Origin of the sequence: Rufibacter latericius (assembly GCF_003721515.1) — a bacterium.
GTDB classification, from domain to species: Bacteria; Bacteroidota; Bacteroidia; order Cytophagales; family Hymenobacteraceae; genus Nibribacter; species Nibribacter latericius.
The window spans coordinates 100,791-120,812 of record NZ_RJJD01000004.1 but is presented as its reverse complement, the minus strand read 5'-3'; the positions used below and the strand labels follow the sequence as shown (position 1 = coordinate 120,812).

The following is a 20,022-nucleotide window of genomic DNA, read 5'->3' as shown; positions in this document are numbered from 1 at the left end:
TTTACAGATTATTTCGCTGATTTCTCCTGTGTCAGGAAAGCCTCGGCTAGTACCAGGTCTTCGGGCGTGGTGAGTTTGATGTTCCGGAAGTTTCCTTCTACCAGTTCTATTTTGTGCCCGAAACGCTCCACCACCGACGCATCATCGGTAAAGAGCGGTATTTCTGGTTGGGCGTAGGCGCGGCGCAGCAAAGGCAGCCTGAAACACTGCGGCGTCTGCACCAACCGGTAAGCGGTCCGGTCTACTGCCTTGGAATGATTGCCGCGCACCCGCCGGATAGATTCTTTCAAAGTTACCGCCACCACCGAGGCTCCTTTCTCAGCGGCGGCACCATAGGCCGTCTCCAGAATGGTTTGATCAATGAAAGGCCGCACCCCGTCATGCACGGCCACTACGCCATCTTCTTCCTGCTCCAGCGCAGCCAACCCGTTCTTCACCGACTGAAACCGACTATTGCCGCCTGCCACCACCCGGTGCTCAATAGGAAACTGATGCTCTTCACACAGGCCTTGCCACGCCGAAATCTCTGCCTCAGGCAGCACTACCACCAAAGGCATGGTCGGGTCAAAGGCGTGGAACCGCCGGAGCGTGTGCATAAGTACCGGCTCTCCGCCGATGAGGAGGAACTGCTTGGGCCGGGAAGCCTGCATTCTGCTGCCGGAGCCGCCGGCTACAACAATGGCGTATTTCTTTAGATCGGGTGAAAGCATGGGGCGCAAGATACACATTCAAGGGCAGCAGGCGCAATTCCGTTTAGGGCATGATTTCTGAAAAACACCCTCAAAACAGAAGTAGATCGAAGAAAAGGCTCAGGAAACCGAAGTACCTTACCGTTTTATTAACACCGGGTGAGCTTTACGCCCGTTTTCAGAATTCCAGGATGAAAGTAGTGCCCACGTTGACTTCGCTGGTGACGCTTAGGCTCCCCCCCATGGCTTTGGCCTGGGAGTGCGCGATGTACAGCCCCATGCCTTTGCTGTCTTTGTGGTGGTGGAAGCGCTGGTATAACCCGAAAATGCGCTCACCGTACCGTTTCAGGTCGATGCCCAGCCCGTTGTCTGAGAAATACAGCTTTTCACGTCCGTCTGCTTTCTCGGCCCGCACTTCTATGCGCAGGGGCCGGTCTGGGGAGCGGTACTTCACGGCGTTGGTGAGTAAATTCAGCAGGATACTGTGCAGATAACCCGCGTTATAGTAAACCTGTGGCACCTGGGAAAAATCGGTGGTGAGATGGATGTCGCTTTTGTCCAGGAGACTGTCTACAGATACCACCACTTTCTCAAAGGCCTCAGCCAGGTTCACTTCTTCTTTGTTGGTATGCGGATTGTCCTTGATCACCAGCACTTCCAGCAGATCATCTATGATGGTGTTCAGCTGCACCGTAGACTCCTTGAATTTCTGAATCAGGACCTTATTCCGGCCCTCGGGAATAGCATCGGCGTCTATGAGGTTAGCGATACCCGTGAGGTTGGCCAGCGGCGCGCGCAGGTTATGCGAGGTAATGAACGTGAATTGCTTCAGGTCGGCGTTGTTCTGGGTTAGCTCAGAGATGAGTACCTCGCGCTCTTGCTCATAGTGCTTGCGGTTGGTGATGTCGCGCAGAATGGAAATCCAGTGGGTGAGTTTCTGCTTCCGGTTGAACATGGGAATCAACAGCAGTTGGGTCCAGAAGGGACTTCCGTCTTTGCGGTAGCTCTCCAACTCGGCCTCGCTGGACAACCCGGCCTGCATGCGTTCTATCACTTCCTGCAAAGCCTGAGGGTTGGTGTCTGGTCCGTTCAGGAAAGCAGGGTCTTTCCCTAGCACTTCTTCCTGGGTGTAGCCGGTCATCTGGAAGAACGCCTTGTTGAAGAAAATCGCCTTCAGTTTCTGTGGCACGCTTAAAGACACCTCACTGATGATGATAGCATCCTGGGCATTGGTAATCACAGACTCCAGCAAACGCAACTGCTGTTCCTCGGCTTTCTGCTGGGTAATATCGGTTAAGAGGGCGAAAATACTTTCCACTTTACCGGCCTCATTGAGCAAGGGCTGAACCTGCAGTTTAATCCAGTGTTTTTCGCGGGCCTTGGAGTACTGGATGATCTCACACTCCAGCGGCTGCTGGGCACCTAGTTGGCTGTCTATGAAATCTAGGGTGGCAGGATCAGTCTCAGGGCCGTTCAGGAAAGTACCCGGGGTATGGTTGGCCATCTCCTCCAGCGAGTACCCCATCATTCTGGTAAAGGAGGCATTCATCCACTGGATGCGGAGTTCTGGGTTCATGATAAGCACCCCGTTAATAGTCTCGCGGGCCACCACGGAAAGCATGCGGAGTTTTTCCTCGGTCTGTTTCTGCTCGGTGGCGTCTAGCATGGCCCCCACTAACCGCACAGGCTTGCCGTTTTCATCCCGCAACAAGGTACCCTGGTCAATGACGTACGCGTACTCGCCGTTGGCTTTCCTGAACCGGTATTCCTCGCGCCAATGTTCCTTATCGGCTTTCCTGATGAACTCGTCTATGGAGTTATTTACCCGTTCCAGGTCATCGGGGTGCACTTGTGCGGCCCAGAAATCATACTCAGGACCAAACTCTTTGATCCTATAGCCAAACAGCTTCTCAAACCCAGTGCCCCAGTTAATTCTGGAGTTGAGGATATCCAGATCCCAGATGGCGTCATTGGTAGCCAGGGTGGCGTAATAATAGCGCTCGTTGCTTTGCCGAAGTTCGTTTTCAGACAGCTTGTTTTCCAGGATAAGTTGAAGCAGGTTCCGGATGCTTTCCAGGGTTTCTTCCTCGGCAGACGTGGGAGCCTTTGCTTCCTGGTAATACACGGCCATGGTGCCCAGAACTTTCTGGTTTGGGCCTATCAAGGGAAAGGACCAGCAAGCCTCCAGCCCATAGGTAAGAAGAAAGGCGTAGTGGTCTTTCCAACGGGGATCGGTCCTGATATCAGTGGCGATGATTTTCTGCCCCAGGTACGCGGCCGTGCCGCAGGAGCCGGCGTTCTCTCCTATTCTGATGCCTCTTAGGCCGTCACGGAAACTTTCTGGCAGGCTGGGTGCCGCAATGGGGTAAAGTTTGTCGCCCTCCAGGCGCATGCAGGAGCAAAACATGCCTTTGTGGAGCTTCTCTATTTCCTGCAGGTAAAAAGAAACGGTAGATTCCAGGGTACTGCCGGGCAGGGTGTTTCTTTCCAGCACCTTTTTGCCCAGCCGTTCCAGTTCCATGACGCGTTTGTACTCGCTTACCTCCTGCAAGAGGCTGGTGTTGATCTGCGTGGAGGCAGCTTGGCGGGCCCGGTCCTTGGCGATCTCAAGTTCCTGGCGGGTTTCCTGCAACTCTTTCTGCAGGGCCTCTAATTGCGCTTGATAAGCAGTCCCTTCCTTGGGGGCTTCGGGTAGGTGGGGGTGTTTCAGGACGGGTGCCTGATCTACTATGAGCGGACGCTCTGCCTCGGATTGTTCCGGCGCAGCTTCGTGTTGCAAAGAAGCACTTTCCTCTTGAGTTTTATCCTCCATTACCATTATTTACAAGCCGGAATCCTCTTTCAAAACAACCGTTCCGTTCCCTTGGATTTTTCCTGGGAACCTCGCTGCGCCTCTTGCCTCTTTCAACAGCAACGTGAATCCAACGTCAAAAAGGAAGGTTCGTCCTAGGGTGTATTAGCAGAATAAAGATAAGCCAATTCTTTTAACCAACTAGCTACTAAACAGAATTTTGGTCATCAGCCTCTTTTACGTTCAGTACAGGATTGGCAAGGCTAGCCTAACCCCTCTAAACAAGCTTTGTTTCAGGCCTGTTTTCCTAAAAGGGCCCTAAAACAAAAAGCCCCACCGGCGGAAGTCGCAGGTGGGGCTTTTCAGGAAGTTAGCGTCTCTTATAGAATCAGCATCACATCTCCGTAGCTGAAAAACTTGTATTTCTCTTTGATAGCAGATTGGTAGGCTTCCATGATCAGGTCATAGCCCCCGAAAGCCGCGGCCATCATCAACAGGGTTGACTCCGGCATGTGGAAGTTGGTAATGAGGCTGTTCGCGATCTTAAAATCATAGGGAGGGAACACGAATTTATCGGTCCAGCCTTCGTTTGGTTTCAGGCGGCTGTTAGCAGACACAGATGACTCCAACGCGCGCATGGTGGTAGTACCTACCGAGCAGACACGTTTTTTGGCATCCAGGGCCTTGTTCACGATTTTGGCGGTCTCCTCGGTCACGAAGAACTGCTCAGAATCCATTTTGTGTTTAGTCAAGTCTTCCACGTCTACCTGGCGGAACGTACCCAAACCTACGTGCAAGGTTACCGGAGCAACGTCCACGCCTTTCAGTTCAAGGCGCTTCAATACTTCCCTGGTGAAGTGAAGACCAGCGGTAGGAGCCGCTACGGCACCGGTGATCTCAGCGTACACGGTTTGGTAACGCTCTTCGTCCTCGGGCTCTGGCTCGCGTTTGATGTATTTAGGAAGCGGGGTTTCGCCCAGGCTGTGCACTACTTTGTAGAACTCCTCGTCTGGTCCGTCATACAGGAACTTGATGGTACGGCCGCGGGACGTGGTGTTGTCAATCACCTCGGCTACCAGGTCACTGTCGCCGAAGTAGAGTTTGTTTCCTACCCTGATCTTACGGGCCGGATCTACCAGCACGTCCCACAGGTGAATGCGCTTGTCCAGCTCACGCAACAGGAACACTTCAATCTTGGCGCCGGTTTTTTCCTTGTTTCCGTATAAACGGGCCGGAAACACCTTGGTATTGTTGGTCACCATCACATCACCGTCATCGAAATAACCAATGATGTCTTTGAAGACTTTATGTTCTATCTTGCCGCTGTCACGGTGGATCACCATCATTCTGGCTTCGTCACGGTTTGGGGCCGGATGGGTAGCCATTAGGTCATTGGGCAGGTCAAATTTAAACTCTGATAACTTCATTTTTAATATTACGGTATTAAAATATTTGCGAAATAGAGGGCAAAGGTAGGCAGTTTACGCTAATTTACTTTACTTTCCGCTAAATATAAGTAAGACGGCCTCTGGTAATTTGCCAAAGCGGCAACCGAAGCAGTGTAAGAAAACAACCCCTTTTGCTACTAATAAGTTTGTTGCACCTCTAACTATTTCAAATAGAGCTTATTCTGTTTCTCAATTTTACAACCTGCTTCTTCCTACATGTTATACTTACGACTGGTCTATGAGAGTTTTCAGTTTGCGTGGCAGGCCCTGCGGTCCAATCTGCTGCGTACCATCCTCTCGTTGCTGGGCGTGACCATCGGGATCTTCGCCATCATCTCGGTGTTCACCATTGTAGACTCGCTGGAACGCAGCATACGGGAAAGCATGAGTTTTGTGGGCGAACGCATTGTTTACGTTGAGAAATTCCCCTGGATCTTTAGCGACGATTCTGATATTCCGTGGTGGAAATTCATGCAGCGTCCTTCCCCTAACACGCGCGAGTTCAGGTACATGCATGAGAACCTGGAGAACGCCGAAGGAGTAGCCTTGGTAGCTCGGCGGGGCGGCAATACGTTCAAGCACCGCAACAACAGCATGGGCGGCATCATGCTGCAAGGCGTGACCCTGGATTTCAACAAAGTGGCCGAGGTGCCCATTGAAGAAGGCCGGTTCTTTACCCAGCAGGAAATTGACGGTTCCCGCAACGTGATTGTGATTGGAAACGAGATCGCGCAAAATCTTTTCCCTCAAAGCACCGCTCTGGGCGGAGACATCAGAATAGGCGGCCAGAAATTCACGGTCATCGGGGTAATGGAAAAACAGGGCGCTGGTCTGTTTGAGGGCATGCCCACCAATGACAAAAACTCTTACGTGCCGTTTGGCGCCTTCGGGAAGATGTTTGCCGGGGGACCGAGGGGCATCCAACCTACGCTCATGGTCAAAGGACGGGTAGATGACGTGGCCCTCCAGAACCTGGAATACGAGATCAAGGGCAAGATGCGTACCGTACGCGGCCTGAAACCTTACCAGGAAGACAACTTTGCCATTAACCGTTCAGAGATGATGGCCGATGCCATTGGCGAGATGTTCGCCATCATCGGGATCGCGGGTTGGGTGATTGGCGGCTTCTCCATTCTGGTGGGCGGTTTCGGGATCGCCAACATCATGTTCGTCTCGGTGAAGGAGCGCACCAATATCATCGGCATCCAGAAATCTTTGGGCGCTAAAAACTTTTTCATCCTCTTCCAATTTCTCTTTGAGTCAGTGTTCCTCAGCCTGATAGGTGGCGGGGTAGGCATTCTGCTGGTCTCGCTGGTAACCTTTATCCCTATGGGCTCGTTGGATATTATCCTTACGCCCGGCAACATTCTCCTGGGGTTGGGCGTATCGGTCGTGATTGGCGTGCTTTCGGGCATTATTCCGGCGGTCATTGCTTCCCATCTGGACCCCGTAATCGCTATCAGGTCTAAATAGCCGTATCAGACCGTCCGTTTACCCTGTACCAGTTCCACATTTTTTAAAGTTACCAAGCCTGTTTTCGGCTCCTTTCCGTAAAATAGGCTCTATACATGATTGATATATGACGAAGTTGAGAAAATCAAGCAAAACCAAGCTGCACGATGAAACCGCGAACGTTGGAAGCGGCACCACCATTATTCAGCCACATGCGAATGACCACAAGGTGGATTCCCTGCAGGAAGCAAAGAAGATAGCCAAGAATGACGCCACGTTCACCAGCGATGATGACAAGCGCATACGTGAAGCGTTTACCGATAAAAACTGGAACGAGATCAAAATAGCCGACTCTTGGCAGATCTTTAAGGTGATGTCTGAGTTTGTGGAGGGTTTTGAGAAAATGGCCAAGATTGGGCCGTGCGTCTCCATCTTCGGCTCTGCCCGTACCAAGCCCGAGAACCCGTACTATATCATGGCCGAAGAGATTGCAGCCAAGCTGGTGCGCCACGGTTACGGCGTGATCACCGGCGGCGGGCCCGGCATTATGGAAGCAGGTAACAAAGGCGCGCACTCTGAAGGTGGCCGCTCCGTTGGTCTGAACATCCAACTGCCGTTTGAGCAGTTCAACAACATCTACATTGACCCAGACAAGCTCATCAACTTTGACTACTTCTTTGTGCGCAAAGTGATGTTTGTGAAATACGCCCAAGGCTTCATTGGCATGCCCGGCGGTTTCGGAACCCTGGATGAGCTGTTTGAGGCGATCACGCTTATCCAGACAAAGAAAATTGGCAAGTTCCCGATTGTGCTGGTGGGCAAGAAATACTGGCAAGGCATGTTTGACTGGATCAGAGACGTGATGCTGACCCAGGAAAGCAACATCAGCCCCGAGGACCTGGACCTGGTGCACTTGGTAGACAACGCCACCGATGCCGTCAAAGTCATTGATGATTTCTACAGCAAATACCTGCTGTCTCCAAACTTCTAAGGAGAAGATATTATTTGGCCGATTTGGGCCTGTTTTCCACAAAAGGGCCCCGAAATGTTTCGGGGCTCTTTTGCTTTTGCACCCCACACAATACACTAACTTTGCTTTCACCCAGTTAAATAAAGTAACGCCTTCTCCCCCACCGCCGTGACCGATTCCACCAAAAGACAGAAAAAGGCCCGCGTCCTCCGCGATTTCCGGAAAGTACACCGGCTCACCGGCGCCCTGCTGTTCGTCTTCTTTTTTGTAGTCTCCATCACCGGACTTCTGCTGGGCTGGAAGAAACACACCGGCGGCTTGATCCTGGCCAAAACCTACACCGGCACCTCCACCAACCTCAAAGACTGGCTTCCGGTGGACAGCCTTACCGCCAACGCGTTCCGGGCCGTGCATGATTCTTTAGGGGCAGATGCTTCCCTCACCCTGGACCGCATTGACATGCGCCCCGACAAAGGAACCGTGAAGTTCCTCTTCGTGGAAAAGTACCTGGGCGTACAACTAGATGCCACCACCGGAAAACTGCTGCACCTGGAAACCCGCCGCGCAGATTTCATTGAAAACCTTCATGACGGCTCCATTCTGGACAGGTGGTTTGGTGTGGAAAGTGGTGTACTGAAAGTGATGTACAGCACCATTATGGGCGTGGCCCTGCTCATCTTTACCATCACCGGATTCTGGCTCTGGTACGGCCCAAAGCGCATGAAACAAGACAAACCTGCCCCTGTCTCTAAACCCAGCGGAGCACGTCCTGCCAGACCTGTTCGACCGGTTTAAGCTCCCGTTTCCTTCTTCCTTTTTGGGGCCGTTTTTAGTAAAACAGGCCTAAAACGGAAGTTGCACTCCTTTCAATTGGTGTTCTCAGGCTAAACAGACTTGTGTACCTTTGGGTTGAATTCTTACCGCCTCCTATGTCCTTTCTTGACCAAATCTCCGAGCCTACCCTTCTGCTGAACGAAACCATCGCCCGCGCCAACATCCGCCGCATGGCTGAGAAGGCGAACTGGCAGAATGTTCGGCTAAGGCCGCACTTTAAAACGCACCAAAGCTGGCAGGTAGGCGAATGGTTCAGAGAGGAAGGTATTACGGACATCACCGTTTCCTCAGTAAAGATGGCCCAGTATTTCGCCAAACATGGATGGCAGGACATCACCATTGCCTTTCCGTTGAACCGTAGACAATTGCCCCAAATCGCAGAACTGGCGCAGCAGATTACGCTAAACCTGACGGTTACCTCCGCCGATGACGTGGCTTTTCTGCGGGAGCATTTGAAAGTGCCGGTAAACATTTGGGTAAAGGCAGACACCGGCTACGGCCGCACCGGCATCAGGACTGAGGACACTGCCGTTTTAGACACCGTTTTACAGGAACTGGCCCAAATGCCGCAACATACCTTTAAAGGATTTCTGGCCCACGCTGGCCACTCCTACAAAGCCCGCGGCGTAGAGGCCATTGCCGCCGTGCATCAACAGACCCTGGAGAAAATGCGTGCCCTCAAAGAGCATTACGTGGCAGCCTGGCCCCACCTTCAGCTCTCCATTGGGGATACGCCTTGTTGCAGCGCCATGGAAGATTTCAGCGGCATGGACGAGATCCGGCCCGGCAACTTCGTCTTCTATGACCTTACCCAAAACCAGATCGGTTCCTGCCAACTAGAGGATATTGCCGTAGCTATGGCCTGCCCCGTGGTAGCCCTGCACCCAGACCGCAACGAGGTGATCCTCTACGGTGGCTCCGTGCACTTCTCTAAAGACATGCTACCCCTGCCAGATGGCAGAACTATTTTCGGGTTGGTGGTGCCTTTAACGGAGAACGGCTGGGGAGTGCCTCTGCCTGGTACCGCGGTATTGTCGCTTTCACAAGAACATGGAGTAGTCAGAACCACGCCGGAGCTGTTCTCCCAGTTTGGAATAGGCAGTTTGGTAGGCGTCTTGCCGGTGCATTCCTGTTTAACCGCTGATTTGATGAAGGGCTATCTCACGTTGCAAGGCGAGCGCCTGGAGCATTTGAGTGGGGTAAACGCTTAATAATTGGAATTGGTCTATTTCTGGTAGACCAGGCCGGAACCGACACTGGCACAGACGCTCGCAGGAGCTGCGCACACTACGAGGTCTTCTGAGCAACGGTTTTATCTATTCTCGCTGGCGCGAGCGTCCCGCTCGTGTCCGCAAGCATTCCAGATTAACCATCAACAAGGATTAGATAAAGAAGGCACGAGCGGGACGCTCGCGCCAGCTGGGTTGTTACCTACTTCAAGCCTCCTTTCCCGAAAACAGCCCTGAAGCGCTCCCACTAATTACTAGCAACTGACAACTAAAAACTAACAACCCTCAATAAACTATTCCCTCCCAAATTCGGTTAAGAAGAGATGGATCGCCCGGTGCTATTCTAGCGCGGGAATGCCTACCTTTGCTCTTTAAACCGAAACCGATCGGATGACGCCAAAAGATTCTGTAGCTACATCGGTAGCCAAAAATAATTCCTCCACCGTGGATGTGCCTTTCATTGAAGTGTACGGGGCCCGGGAACACAACCTTAAGAACATCTCGCTCAAGATTCCGCGCAACGAGTTGGTGGTCTTCACGGGCATCAGTGGAAGCGGAAAATCCTCGCTGGCCTTTGACACCATCTACGCCGAGGGGCAGCGCCGTTACATGGAGACCTTCTCGGCCTATGCCCGCTCTTTTTTGGGCGGACTGGAACGCCCGAACGTAGACAAAATTGAGGGGCTTTCGCCAGTAATTTCCATCGAGCAGAAAACCACCTCGCGCAACCCGCGCTCCACGGTGGGTACCATCACCGAGATCTATGACTTCCTGCGCTTGCTCTATGCCCGTACCGCCGAGGCGTTTAGCTACGTGACCGGCGAGAAGATGATGAAGCAGTCTGATGACCAGATTGTGCAGCACATCATGGAGTACTTCCGCGGCAAGCGCACCATCATTTTGGCCCCAGTGGTGAAAGGCCGGAAAGGCCATTACCGCGAGCTGTTTGAGCAGATCCGGAAGATGGGCTTTATCCGTGCCCGCATCGATGGGGAGTTGGTGGAACTGACGCCCAAGATGCAGGTAGACCGCTACAAGATTCACGACATCGAGATTGTGATTGACAAGCTGGTGCCTGCGGCCGATGACCGGTACCGTTTGTCTACCTCTATCCAGAACGCGTTGCAGCACGGCAAAGGCACCGCCCTGGCCATGGATGCGGATACGAACGAGACGCAGTTCTACTCCCGCCACCTCATGGACCCGGCCACCGGCATCGCGTATGATGACCCGGCGCCGAATACGTTCTCGTTCAACTCACCTTATGGCGCTTGCCCGGTATGCAACGGCTTGGGCGAAATTGAGGAACTGACCGAGGAATCCATTGTACCGGACAAAAGCGTGAGCATCAGCCGGGGCGGTATTGCGCCGCTGGGCGAGTACCGCGATATCTGGATTTTCTCGCAAATTACCGCCTTACTCAAACGCCATAAAACTGCGCTCACCGTTCCTATTCAGGATATCCCCGAAGAGGCCTGGAACCATTTATTGCATGGTTTTGAAGAAGAGGACCCCAGAGGCAAGAAAGAGCCGTTCGTGTTTGAGGGTGTGCTCAACTTCCTGAAGAAACAGCTGGAGTCTGACTCTGAGAACGTGCGCAACTGGGTGCAGGAATACACGCAGCAAAGCACCTGCCCTGAGTGCAACGGCTACCGCCTGAAAAAAGAATCGCTCCACTTTAAGCTGGACAACAAGCATATTGGCCAACTGTCTGAAATGGACATTGCGGAGCTGGCGGGTTGGGTAGCAAACCTGGAGGAACGCCTGAACGAACGTCAGAACCTCATTGCCCGCGAGCTGCTGAAAGAGATCCGCAAGCGGATTGGCTTCCTGGTAGACGTGGGATTGGAATACCTACACTTGCATCGCTCGGTACGCACCTTGTCTGGCGGAGAGAGCCAGCGGATTCGTTTGGCTACGCAGATAGGTACGCAGTTGGTGGGCGTGTTGTACATCATGGATGAACCCAGCATCGGGCTGCACCAGCGCGACAACGAGAAGCTTATCAAAGCTTTGCAGGACCTCCGCGACTTGGGCAACTCGGTAGTGGTTGTGGAGCACGACAAAGACATGATTCTGGCCGCCGATTACGTGGTAGATATTGGTCCGGGTGCGGGTGTGCACGGTGGGCAAGTGGTAACGGCCGGTACCCCAAAGGAGATGATGGAGAGCGGCACGACTACTTCGGATTACCTGAGCTACAGAAGGGGTATTCCAGTACGCAAGCAAAAACGCGAAGGAAACGGCAAAAGCCTGATTTTGCGCGGGGCCACCGGTCACAACCTGAAAGACGTGACCTTAGAGTTGCCGCTGGGTAAACTGATTTGCGTGACGGGGGTATCTGGAAGCGGAAAATCTTCGCTAATCCATGACACGCTTTACCCAATCCTGAACAAATACTTCTTCAACGCCAAACGTGAGCCGCTGCCGTTCAAAGCCATTGAAGGCCTGGAGCACATTGACAAGGTGATTGAGGTAGACCAAAGCCCCATCGGGCGGACGCCGCGCTCTAACCCGGCAACTTACACGGGCGTGTTCACCGAGATCCGCAGTTTGTTTGCGTCTATGCCCGAGGCGAAGATCAGAGGCTACGCGGCCGGACGGTTCTCCTTCAACGTGAAAGGTGGCCGTTGCGAAACCTGCGAGGGAGCCGGTATGCGCACCATTGAGATGAATTTCATGCCCGATGTGTACGTGCCCTGCGAGACCTGTAAAGGCAAACGTTACAACCGTGAGACGCTGGAAGTACGCTTCAAAGGCAAGTCTATCACGGATGTACTGGATATGACCGTGGAAGCTGCGGTGGAGTTCTTTGAGCACCAACCACGTATCCTGCGCAAAATTCAGACGTTGAACCAGGTGGGCCTCGGCTACATCACCTTGGGTCAGCAGGCCACTACCTTGTCTGGTGGCGAGGCACAGCGCGTGAAACTAGCCACGGAGCTTTCCAAGAAAGACACCGGCCGTACGCTCTACATTCTGGATGAACCCACCACCGGTCTGCACTTCCAGGACATCCAGCACCTGTCTGACGTGTTGAACAAACTGGTAGACAAAGGCAATTCGGTACTCATCATTGAGCACAACATGGACCTGATTAAAGTTGCTGATCACGTGATTGACATCGGGGCGGAAGGTGGTGCCAAGGGCGGTATGATTGTGGCCCAAGGCACGCCGGAGCACGTAGCAGAGCTGAACTTAGGCTATACGGCCCGTTTCCTGAAGGAGGAACTGAGCACCAGCCACTATGTAGACGCGCCGGTATTTGTGGAAGAAGAACCCGAAGCTGAGGATGAAGTACTGGAAGAAGTTATACCCGAAAAGAAAACCCGAGGCCGTAAAAAGAAAGTAGAAACAGAAGCCAGCACCCCTACCGCTGCCGTAAAGGAGAAGAAAACACCTGGACGGAAGAAGAAATCGGAATAAGGTTTCACGGCTATTTTTCGAAAAATGGCCTTAAAGCATAAAACAGAAAAGCCTTGCTATCAAAGCAAGGCTTTTCTGTTTTAAAGACGGTTGCAGCAAAATTGTCGGCTTGAAAGAATCCGGTAAGTTTTACCCTTACAACTGGTCGGGCCGGTTTCAGGATTCCAGCAAATGGTTTCTTAGTGGGCGGCTTCTGCTGAATGCTCGGAAGTGTTTGGGGTAGCAGCTGTGGCGCTATCAGCTTTCACCGGGGCGGCCACTGTGTGGGCTTCCTCAGCGGGAGCGGCGGTAGTGGTTACTTCTTCCTGGGTAGAGGTCCCGGAACCCAAGTCAATAGGATCGGTGGAAGAAGTGTAAGTTGAACAGGCAGTACCGGCCAGCAGAGCACAAGCCGCAAAGAAAGGCATGATAGATTTCATCGTTTTCAGAAAGTTTGGCGCAAAGGTACTGAATCAATGCTTTCAAAAACAACCTGCTTTTTCTCTGGTAACAGGGGCTTTGCCTTCTGCTATTTTGTTTGATTCTCCTCCCGTTTGAGGCCTGTTTTCCTTAAACCGGCTCTTAAACAGAAAGCCCGCGCTCCTGATAGGGCGCGGGCTTTCTGTTTCTGGCAATCTTGTTGACTACTGAGCGCCTGCTTTTTTGGTGGTTCCGCTGGTTGCGGCTCCGCTGGCGGTAGCACCTTCAGGAGATCCGCCCCGGTTTACCTTTTCATAGATAGGCTGGATCAATTTGCGGTGCGCCTGTAAAACCGGTAGGTTTTTAGCCGCGAATGCTTTCAGGTCAGCGTCTTTGCCGGCAGTGGACTGGCGCTGGAACTCGGCGATGTCTTTGTCATGGGCCTCCACCATGTGCTGGGTGTAGGATCTGTCAAACTCGGCATCGGATTGCTGGGTAAGCATGTCCAGGTGCTGCTGGTGCTCCGGTAAAAGCGCGGTGGGCAAGGTCACCCCTTTTTTGGCGGCAATAGCTTTGAGCTCGGTGTTGGCTTTTGTGTGGTCGGTGACCATGCGCTGGCCAAATTGCTTTACCTCGGGGTTCTGTGCTTTGGTGGCGGCAAGTTTACCGGCCGCTACTTCCATCAGGCCTCCGCTGGCGGCTTTCATCATAAAGAGCTGGTCTGGGTTTTGGTTGGCCGCCAGACTGTCTGAGTTCACGCCCGTGGCAGGGTTATCCAAGGTGGCGTTGTTATTGGCTTCGGCTACGCCGGCGCTGGCGTTATGCCCGGTGCCTACTCTTTCTTCTGAAAGAGCATATCCGCTTCCTAAATCGTCTGGATCTGTACTGGAGGTATAAGTACTACAAGCCACGCTGGTTAAAATAAGTGCTGCGGCAAAGAGGGGCATCTTGTTTTTCATAGTTTTAGTGATGATCGCGTAGAACTGTTATTTTAAGGTTGCTTTTTATACGCAGGCCTCTGACCGGAGTTGAAATACTTGCCTCGCCGAAGTTTTTCTCTTTGGTCACTTTTCTCAGGTCCGTTATTTTCTTTGGGCTGTTATCAGGAGGGCTGCGCGTTATTTGTGGAGACAAGGCATAAAAATAGTGTCTGCGTTTAAAGGAAGTTTTGGCAAAAACCCTCTTAAAACGCAGACACCTACACCTTTTATCCTGGAACCGAGGCTTAATCTACCTGGTCTTCTAATTTAGTTGCCATCTCCTGATGTGATTTCAGCATGGGCAGGGTTTTGGCGGCGAATGCCTTTACCGTAGGGGCATCGGCCCGGGCACTCTTCGCCGTGAACATGGCAATGTCCATTTTATGGGCGGTTTCCATGGCATCCATGTAATCTTCTTCAAATTCCTTGCCGGTTTTTCCTTTCAATTTGTCCAACATAGCTTGATGCACGGGCATTAAGGTTGTAGGCAAGGTCACTTTCATTTGGGAAGCCAGTGACATTTGTTCTTTGCTGGCCCGGGTGTGATGGTCTATCATCATCTGGGCAAATTTTTTCACTTCGGCATTGGTGGCAGTTTGCGTGGCCAGTTTACCAGCCTGGATCTCAAACAGGTTACTGCTGGCGGCGGTCATCATAAACATGGCATCGGTCATGTTGGTCATGTCCATGGTAGCTCCCGCGGTTCCGGTGGCGCCTGCCCCGCCGGTTGTTCCAGTGGTTCCTCCAGTTGTACCAGTTGTACCAGTTGTACCACCTGTAGTTCCGGTAGTGCCTGTTGTTCCTCCTGTAGTGCCGGTGGTAGTTCCAGTAGTACCGCCTGTAGTACCAGTGGTTGTACCTGTAGTACCGGTTGTGCCGCCAGTGGTTCCTGTAGTGGTTCCGGTGGTAGTACCTGTTGTGGTGCCGCCGGAGGTTGTACCGGTGGTAGTTCCGGCTGAACCAGACATGGTACCAGATCCTGATGACATGGTTCCAGAAGCAGATCCTGCGCTGGTGTCAGTGGAGGTGGCGGTCCCTGCGGAGGTATCGGTGCCTGTATTCGTGCTGGTACACGCTGTGCCCGCGATCATAGCGCCGACTACCAGTATTGACATTACTTTCTTCATAGCTCTGCTTTTTTGTTCGTTTCGTTCTGACCTGTATACGACCTTATAATGAGGCAGTTAGCGAATTTATTTCTGAAGAAATACTGAATTTGGTCTGAGAGCCAAGCTATAAATACGGTGTCGTTTCCTCCTTACTGCTGATTTGTGGAGTCTGAAGGCACCGTATCTGAAGCGATGGCGTGGGTAGAAACTGCTCCGCCCATGCCGCTGCTGCCGGCGCTACTGGTAGCCGCGGTAGGGCTAGCGGCGGTCTCTTCTGTGCTGTTATCGGTGTCTGTGGTGGGGTTCGTGCCTTTCTGCTCGGTACTACAGGCGGCGTTCATCCCTAGGAATACAACAAGTATGATATAGAGTAGCTGTTTCATGGTCGTTTTCTGGGAAATGGTCTTAAAGCATAAATAGTCTTAACTGAAAGAAGGTGATTCCTTTGGGTCTATTTTTCACCTCGCTCTCTTGCAAAGCAGGTAGTAAGGCGATAAGAGTGTGCAAGCCCTCTAATTTTTCGTCTTAAGTTTAGGGTTCCGATACTTCGACCTTCGTTCTGCTTAAGAATTTGGTGAAAGGGTTTACAACAGAAAAGCCTGCAAGAGCAGGCTTTTCTGTTGTAAAGGGCTTATTTTTTATTTGTTCACTTTCGATTCCAACTCATCGGCTTGGTGCTCATGGATGCGCAGGACCGGAAGCGTTCTGATGGCGAATGCTTTGACGGTGGTGGTAGGGGCGGCATTACTTACCACATCATACAAGGCGATATCGCTTTCGTGCACATCCTCTATTTTGTCCAGGTACTTTTCGTCAAAGGCGCTACCGGTTAATTTGGAGAGTTGGTCTACCAGTTCCTGGTGCATGGGCAGTAAAGCCGAGGGTAGAGTCAGGTTCATGCCGGAGGCAATGGTGGTGATTTCCTGGCCGGCTTTGGTATGATGGTCTACCAGGGTCTGGGCAAATTTCTTAACCTCTGAGTTGGCGCTCCGTTCCAGGGCCAACTTACCCAACTGTACCTCCATCATGCTGCTGCTGGCTGCTTCGGTGAGGAAGGTAGCCTCGGTGATGGCGCGGGTTCCGTAGCGCATGGTACCGGTGCCGGCTACCGTGCTAGTGGTTCCAGGCGCCACATAGGCATCCGCTGAGGTGCCCACGGTTCCGGTAGCGCTGTTGGTAGAGGTTACGGTTGATTCGTAAGCATCTGTGGTGGGTACGTTGTTTGAGGTATTGGCGTCTATCCGGCTACAGGCCGTTCCCGCCACTACGGCCAGAGCCGCCGTTACGTAAAGTATTTTTTTCATGGTTCTTCCTTTTTGGCATCCATCTTCTCCTGCCCAAGCCTGCTTTATCTTTTACCCTTTACACTGGGAATCTACTGCCTGGCATTGAGTTCTTCTTCCAATTGCTCTACCTGCTCCAGGTGGGCCCGTAGGGTGGGCAGGCTTTTTCCGGCAAAGGCTTTCAATTCCATGTCTTTTCCCCCTTCAGACATCTCTTCATACTGCTCTATGGCCTCTTTGTGGTCTTTGACCAAGGCCTCTACGTAGGCTTTGTCAAAGGCAGCTCCAGAACTGCTCATCACGGTGTTGTAGGCCTCCTGATGGTCTTCGCCGAGGGTGGTGGGCACCATGAGGTTCTTCAGGTCAGCGATTTGTTTCAATTGGGTATTGGTTTGGGTGTGATGGTCCATCATCAGCTGCCCCAATTGCTTTACCCTCGGATCGGTGGCCTTGCTGCTGGCCAGCCTTCCTAACTCCACCTCAAACAAACCGCCACTGGCCGCCTCAGCCACAAACCATCCCCCTTTCTCGTCTTTGCCCGTGCTTTCCAGCAGCTCTTCATTGTGTTTGCCGGCCGCATCTACTGATGTTGCATCAGACGATGAGCCGCCACAACCAGAAACCAAGGAAACGCAGGCTGCAAGAAGCAGGTAGAACGTGTAATTTTTCATAGTTTAGATCTTGTACTGATGGCAAACGGTAGTTACCGTAGACTCTTTTACGTTCCTGTCTGCGTAGGGTTAACAATGGCCTCCGTAAAGTGCAAAAGGCTGGTTATTCCTGCTAAGAAGAAACAATACACAGAGCCCGAAATCGGAAGAGGCTTCCTTACCCTTGTTTATCTGATACCAAAATCAAGGTCATAAAAAAGGCGCTTTGGGCCTGTTTCCATAGAAACAGGCCCAAAGCGCCTTCTGTAATGGAAGACCGTTGCGTGCTTAAGACTAAAGGCTTACCCCTTTGCTTTTGCCAGCCTGCCGGATGGCGTCACGCACGGCTTCTTCGTACTCTTCGGGGATGGAGTCAAACTCAATCTGCCCGGTTTGGCCCGAGGTAAGCCGATACAGCAATTTATCTGTTTGCACCCGCAGCAGACTAATGGTGCTCCAGGGTAAAGTTACCGGGTTCTGGGTTTGGGAAAGTTTCAGCTCCAGATGCTCTTCGGTGACCTGCACGTAGCTGGTTCCGGAGGGCTTGCGGCGGCGCCAGGCCACTACCAGGTACGAGGTAGCCAGTGCCAGTTGCAGCAAAGGCAGGAAGTAAACACTCAGGGCAACTTCCTCTTCGGCGGTGTAATGTCTGTACACGCCCAGACCACCCAGCAATAAAAACACCACGGCCATAAACAGATACAGCTTGGCCAGCGTAGCCCCGTTCTGGTTTGTGGGTGAAAGATTTAAGAAGAAGGATTCCATAGGATAACGCTATTTAGTGGTTTTGCTTTTCCGGTCTCGCAGCACCAAGATGATTTTGATCACCACAAACATCATGAACCCGATGAAAGCGGCAAGGGTCACCAGGATATTGGGGTCTTCCAGCCGCCACATCAAAATAAGGAAAGAGATGGTGAGCATGAAATTAAGCAAAAGGCCAGACGAACGTAAAGTCATTGGTAAAAGCAAAAGGTAATCAGTAAAGATACAAAGATGTACCCAGTACTCAAGCCTTTACCGGTTTAAGGCCTCTTTTTTGAAACGGTGCCCGAAACAGAATAGTGCCTTTTTCTACCGAAAGAACCCGCCTTTGCTTGATTTATTTTTCGGCCAGGGTCCAGCGCTCGAAGTCCTTGAAATAGGCACTTCCCCAGAAGGAATACCGGGGCAGAATGGTGGTTTTCAGCCTTCGCTTGAAATCAGCGAAGTCCTTCTGCCGGGGATCGGTCCAGAGCACTTCGCTGAGGGCGGTCATGCGCGGGAACACCATGTACTCCACCTTGGCCGGGGTTTCCATGTATTCGGTCCAGACGTTGGCTTGCGCACCCAGAATGTATTTCTCCAGCCTGAGTTGCTGCAACTCCTGCGGCACCGGGTTGTACTGGTACACCGCATCCAGCGGATTGTACCCATGGATGGCCAGACTGTCTTTGGGGTCTTTGGACTGGTAATTGTCAAAATACAGCGGCTTGCCGGGTGCCATGATCACGGGGTGCCGCCGCTGGGCCGCCGCTATGCCTTCCTTCGCCCCGCCCCAGTTCATAATCACCGCCGTGGTGTCCAGTTCCCCTTCCAGGATCTCGTGCCAGCCAATGACTTTCTTGTTCTTTTTCGCCAGATAACCCGCCACCTGTTGTATGAAATAGGTCTGCAGCTCTTTCTCGTCTTTGAGTCCGTTGGCCTTCATGAACGCCTGCGTACTGGGGCTGGCTTTCCACCAGATTTTGCTGCACTCATCGCCGCCTATGTGAATGTATTCTGAGGGGAACAGATCTGCCACTTCCTGGAAGACGGTTTCCAGGAACTGAAAGGTAGCGGCATTAGGCGCCAGCACGTTGTTCTGCCGGTTGTACATGCCCCAGGTATTGGCTACCTGCCAGGCCGAGTCTGGTTTAGTGCTGAATTCTGGATAAGAGGCAATAATCGCGCGGCTGTGCCCCGGAATATCGATCTCCGGAATCACATTGATGCCCCTCACAGCCGCGTACTGAATGATTTCCCGAACCTGGTCCTGGGTGTAAAAGCCGCCGTACCGGGTGGAGTCATAGCGCGCCGGCACGTCTTTGAAATGCCCGATGAGGGTGGAGTTGCGCCAGGCACCCACTTGCGTGAGTTTGGGGTAGCTTTTGATTTCCAGGCGCCAACCCTGGTCATCGGTGAGGTGCCAGTGAAAGGTGTTGAACTTATGGAAAGCCAGGTAATCCAAGTACTTTTTGAGGAAACTGACCGGAAAGATGTGCCGGCTCACGTCCAGGTGCATGCCGCGGTAAGCAAACCTCGGGAAATCCTTGATCTCTACCGTAGGGAACGGCACCTCTTTGGTTTTGCCCAGCGGCAACAATTGCAGTAACGTCTGGATGCCGTGCACCATGCCCGCCACGTCCCTCGCCTTGATCCTGATCACCGGACCACCCGATTCCAGCCAGTACATCTCCGGGCGATTGGCCTCAATGGTGTCGTGCATCAACTGGATCTTGCTGTGTTTACCCGGTTTAGCGTCTGGCTTCCCAATGGCCAAGCCCAGGTCACATTGATCCAGCAGAAGGCCCTGCAGATATTCGGCCTGCGCTTTGTAGGGAGCATCGGCGAGGATGACGGTGTGTTTGTTGAGGAGGACGGGCCGTTCGCCGGTGGCGGTGAAAGAAACCGGTTTGGGCACGATGTTGTTTACCGCCCCAGCCTGCCCTAGGCAATGAAAGGAAACCAGGGCAAAAATCCCTGACAAGAAGGAAAGCCACCATTTCTTCATTTTGCCCGCG

The 20,022-nt window shown here is 52.5% G+C and carries 17 protein-coding genes; 5 read left to right on the top strand and 12 right to left on the bottom strand.

All coding sequences use genetic code 11. The features are described from left to right. Nucleotides 1–8: 8 nt before the first annotated feature. The 3 genes from EFB08_RS08480 to queA all read right to left on the bottom strand — a co-directional run bounded on the left by EFB08_RS08480 (nucleotide 9) and on the right by queA (nucleotide 4,907). On the bottom strand, nucleotides 9–710 hold the full coding sequence (locus tag EFB08_RS08480) for a 2-C-methyl-D-erythritol 4-phosphate cytidylyltransferase (protein ID WP_123126732.1): 702 nt from the start codon (nucleotides 708–710) through the stop codon (nucleotides 9–11). A gap of 157 nt (nucleotides 711–867) precedes the next feature. Beyond that, nucleotides 868–3,501, bottom strand: a complete 2,634-nt coding sequence (locus EFB08_RS08475) for a PAS domain S-box protein (RefSeq protein WP_165864837.1) — start codon at nucleotides 3,499–3,501, stop codon at nucleotides 868–870. Between the two features lie 359 nt (nucleotides 3,502–3,860). Beyond that, a complete protein-coding gene (gene queA / locus EFB08_RS08470; protein WP_123126519.1) occupies nucleotides 3,861–4,907 on the bottom strand; it encodes a tRNA preQ1(34) S-adenosylmethionine ribosyltransferase-isomerase QueA in 1,047 nt (348 codons plus the stop codon). A 237-nt stretch (nucleotides 4,908–5,144) separates the two neighbouring features. Here queA and EFB08_RS08465 point away from each other — a divergent pair, with 237 nt between their 5' ends. The 5 genes from EFB08_RS08465 (at nucleotide 5,145) to uvrA (ending at nucleotide 12,839) form a co-directional block, all read left to right on the top strand. Further along, a complete protein-coding gene (locus tag EFB08_RS08465) occupies nucleotides 5,145–6,401 on the top strand; it encodes an ABC transporter permease (RefSeq protein ID WP_123126518.1) in 1,257 nt (418 codons plus the stop codon). 106 nt (nucleotides 6,402–6,507) lie between these two features. Then, nucleotides 6,508–7,371: an LOG family protein gene (locus EFB08_RS08460; protein WP_123126517.1), complete on the top strand. Its 864-nt coding sequence runs from the start codon at nucleotides 6,508–6,510 to the stop codon at nucleotides 7,369–7,371. A 147-nt stretch (nucleotides 7,372–7,518) separates the two neighbouring features. After that, on the top strand, nucleotides 7,519–8,145 hold the full coding sequence (locus EFB08_RS08455; protein ID WP_123126516.1) for a PepSY-associated TM helix domain-containing protein: 627 nt from the start codon (nucleotides 7,519–7,521) through the stop codon (nucleotides 8,143–8,145). A 134-nt stretch (nucleotides 8,146–8,279) separates the two neighbouring features. Beyond that, nucleotides 8,280–9,395, top strand: a complete 1,116-nt coding sequence (locus EFB08_RS08450) for an alanine racemase (RefSeq protein WP_123126731.1) — start codon at nucleotides 8,280–8,282, stop codon at nucleotides 9,393–9,395. Nucleotides 9,396–9,803: 408 nt separating this feature from the next. After that, entirely contained in the window at nucleotides 9,804–12,839 is a 3,036-nt protein-coding gene (gene uvrA, locus EFB08_RS08445) for an excinuclease ABC subunit UvrA (RefSeq protein ID WP_123126515.1), read from the top strand. A 179-nt stretch (nucleotides 12,840–13,018) separates the two neighbouring features. Here the strand turns inward: uvrA and EFB08_RS08440 are convergent, their stop codons facing one another. The 9 genes from EFB08_RS08440 to EFB08_RS08400 all read right to left on the bottom strand — a co-directional run bounded on the left by EFB08_RS08440 (nucleotide 13,019) and on the right by EFB08_RS08400 (nucleotide 20,012). Continuing rightward, the gene (locus tag EFB08_RS08440; RefSeq protein ID WP_123126514.1) at nucleotides 13,019–13,258 is read right to left on the bottom strand and encodes a hypothetical protein; all 240 of its coding nucleotides are present in this window, start codon (nucleotides 13,256–13,258) and stop codon (nucleotides 13,019–13,021) included. 204 nt (nucleotides 13,259–13,462) lie between these two features. Beyond that, nucleotides 13,463–14,197, bottom strand: a complete 735-nt coding sequence (locus EFB08_RS08435; RefSeq protein ID WP_123126513.1) for a DUF4142 domain-containing protein — start codon at nucleotides 14,195–14,197, stop codon at nucleotides 13,463–13,465. Nucleotides 14,198–14,463: 266 nt separating this feature from the next. Beyond that, nucleotides 14,464–15,345: a DUF4142 domain-containing protein gene (locus tag EFB08_RS08430; protein ID WP_125077684.1), complete on the bottom strand. Its 882-nt coding sequence runs from the start codon at nucleotides 15,343–15,345 to the stop codon at nucleotides 14,464–14,466. Nucleotides 15,346–15,476: 131 nt separating this feature from the next. Further along, nucleotides 15,477–15,710, bottom strand: a complete 234-nt coding sequence (locus EFB08_RS08425) for a hypothetical protein (RefSeq protein WP_123126511.1) — start codon at nucleotides 15,708–15,710, stop codon at nucleotides 15,477–15,479. 255 nt (nucleotides 15,711–15,965) lie between these two features. Beyond that, nucleotides 15,966–16,631 (bottom strand): DUF4142 domain-containing protein, encoded by a 666-nt coding sequence (locus EFB08_RS08420; RefSeq protein WP_123126510.1) that lies wholly within the window; start codon nucleotides 16,629–16,631, stop codon nucleotides 15,966–15,968. Nucleotides 16,632–16,702: 71 nt separating this feature from the next. Then, on the bottom strand, nucleotides 16,703–17,281 hold the full coding sequence (locus EFB08_RS08415) for a DUF4142 domain-containing protein (RefSeq protein WP_123126509.1): 579 nt from the start codon (nucleotides 17,279–17,281) through the stop codon (nucleotides 16,703–16,705). Between the two features lie 273 nt (nucleotides 17,282–17,554). Beyond that, nucleotides 17,555–18,025: a hypothetical protein gene (locus EFB08_RS08410; protein WP_123126508.1), complete on the bottom strand. Its 471-nt coding sequence runs from the start codon at nucleotides 18,023–18,025 to the stop codon at nucleotides 17,555–17,557. Between the two features lie 9 nt (nucleotides 18,026–18,034). Beyond that, nucleotides 18,035–18,220 carry a hypothetical protein gene (locus EFB08_RS08405; RefSeq protein WP_123126507.1) on the bottom strand — a complete coding sequence of 62 codons (186 nt, stop codon included), beginning with the start codon at nucleotides 18,218–18,220 and terminating at the stop codon, nucleotides 18,035–18,037. Nucleotides 18,221–18,362: 142 nt separating this feature from the next. Beyond that, nucleotides 18,363–20,012, bottom strand: a complete 1,650-nt coding sequence (locus EFB08_RS08400) for a beta-N-acetylhexosaminidase (RefSeq protein WP_123126506.1) — start codon at nucleotides 20,010–20,012, stop codon at nucleotides 18,363–18,365. Nucleotides 20,013–20,022: the final 10 nt, after the last annotated feature.

What these genes read in the sequence shown, in the direction of transcription:
- EFB08_RS08450 (WP_123126731.1), top strand. Translation starts at nt 8,280, where the DNA reads ATGTCCTTTCTTGACCAAATCTCCGAGCCTACCCTTCTGCTGAACGAA.
- EFB08_RS08415 (WP_123126509.1), bottom strand. Translation starts at nt 17,281, where the DNA reads ATGAAAAATTACACGTTCTACCTGCTTCTTGCAGCCTGCGTTTCCTTG.
- EFB08_RS08465 (WP_123126518.1), top strand. Translation starts at nt 5,145, where the DNA reads ATGTTATACTTACGACTGGTCTATGAGAGTTTTCAGTTTGCGTGGCAG.
- EFB08_RS08400 (WP_123126506.1), bottom strand. Translation starts at nt 20,012, where the DNA reads ATGAAGAAATGGTGGCTTTCCTTCTTGTCAGGGATTTTTGCCCTGGTT.
- EFB08_RS08410 (WP_123126508.1), bottom strand. Translation starts at nt 18,025, where the DNA reads ATGGAATCCTTCTTCTTAAATCTTTCACCCACAAACCAGAACGGGGCT.
- EFB08_RS08440 (WP_123126514.1), bottom strand. Translation starts at nt 13,258, where the DNA reads ATGAAATCTATCATGCCTTTCTTTGCGGCTTGTGCTCTGCTGGCCGGT.
- EFB08_RS08435 (WP_123126513.1), bottom strand. Translation starts at nt 14,197, where the DNA reads ATGAAAAACAAGATGCCCCTCTTTGCCGCAGCACTTATTTTAACCAGC.
- EFB08_RS08430 (WP_125077684.1), bottom strand. Translation starts at nt 15,345, where the DNA reads ATGAAGAAAGTAATGTCAATACTGGTAGTCGGCGCTATGATCGCGGGC.
- uvrA (WP_123126515.1), top strand. Translation starts at nt 9,804, where the DNA reads ATGACGCCAAAAGATTCTGTAGCTACATCGGTAGCCAAAAATAATTCC.
- EFB08_RS08480 (WP_123126732.1), bottom strand. Translation starts at nt 710, where the DNA reads ATGCTTTCACCCGATCTAAAGAAATACGCCATTGTTGTAGCCGGCGGC.
- EFB08_RS08425 (WP_123126511.1), bottom strand. Translation starts at nt 15,710, where the DNA reads ATGAAACAGCTACTCTATATCATACTTGTTGTATTCCTAGGGATGAAC.
- queA (WP_123126519.1), bottom strand. Translation starts at nt 4,907, where the DNA reads ATGAAGTTATCAGAGTTTAAATTTGACCTGCCCAATGACCTAATGGCT.
- EFB08_RS08460 (WP_123126517.1), top strand. Translation starts at nt 6,508, where the DNA reads ATGACGAAGTTGAGAAAATCAAGCAAAACCAAGCTGCACGATGAAACC.
- EFB08_RS08475 (WP_165864837.1), bottom strand. Translation starts at nt 3,501, where the DNA reads ATGGAGGATAAAACTCAAGAGGAAAGTGCTTCTTTGCAACACGAAGCT.
- EFB08_RS08405 (WP_123126507.1), bottom strand. Translation starts at nt 18,220, where the DNA reads ATGACTTTACGTTCGTCTGGCCTTTTGCTTAATTTCATGCTCACCATC.
- EFB08_RS08420 (WP_123126510.1), bottom strand. Translation starts at nt 16,631, where the DNA reads ATGAAAAAAATACTTTACGTAACGGCGGCTCTGGCCGTAGTGGCGGGA.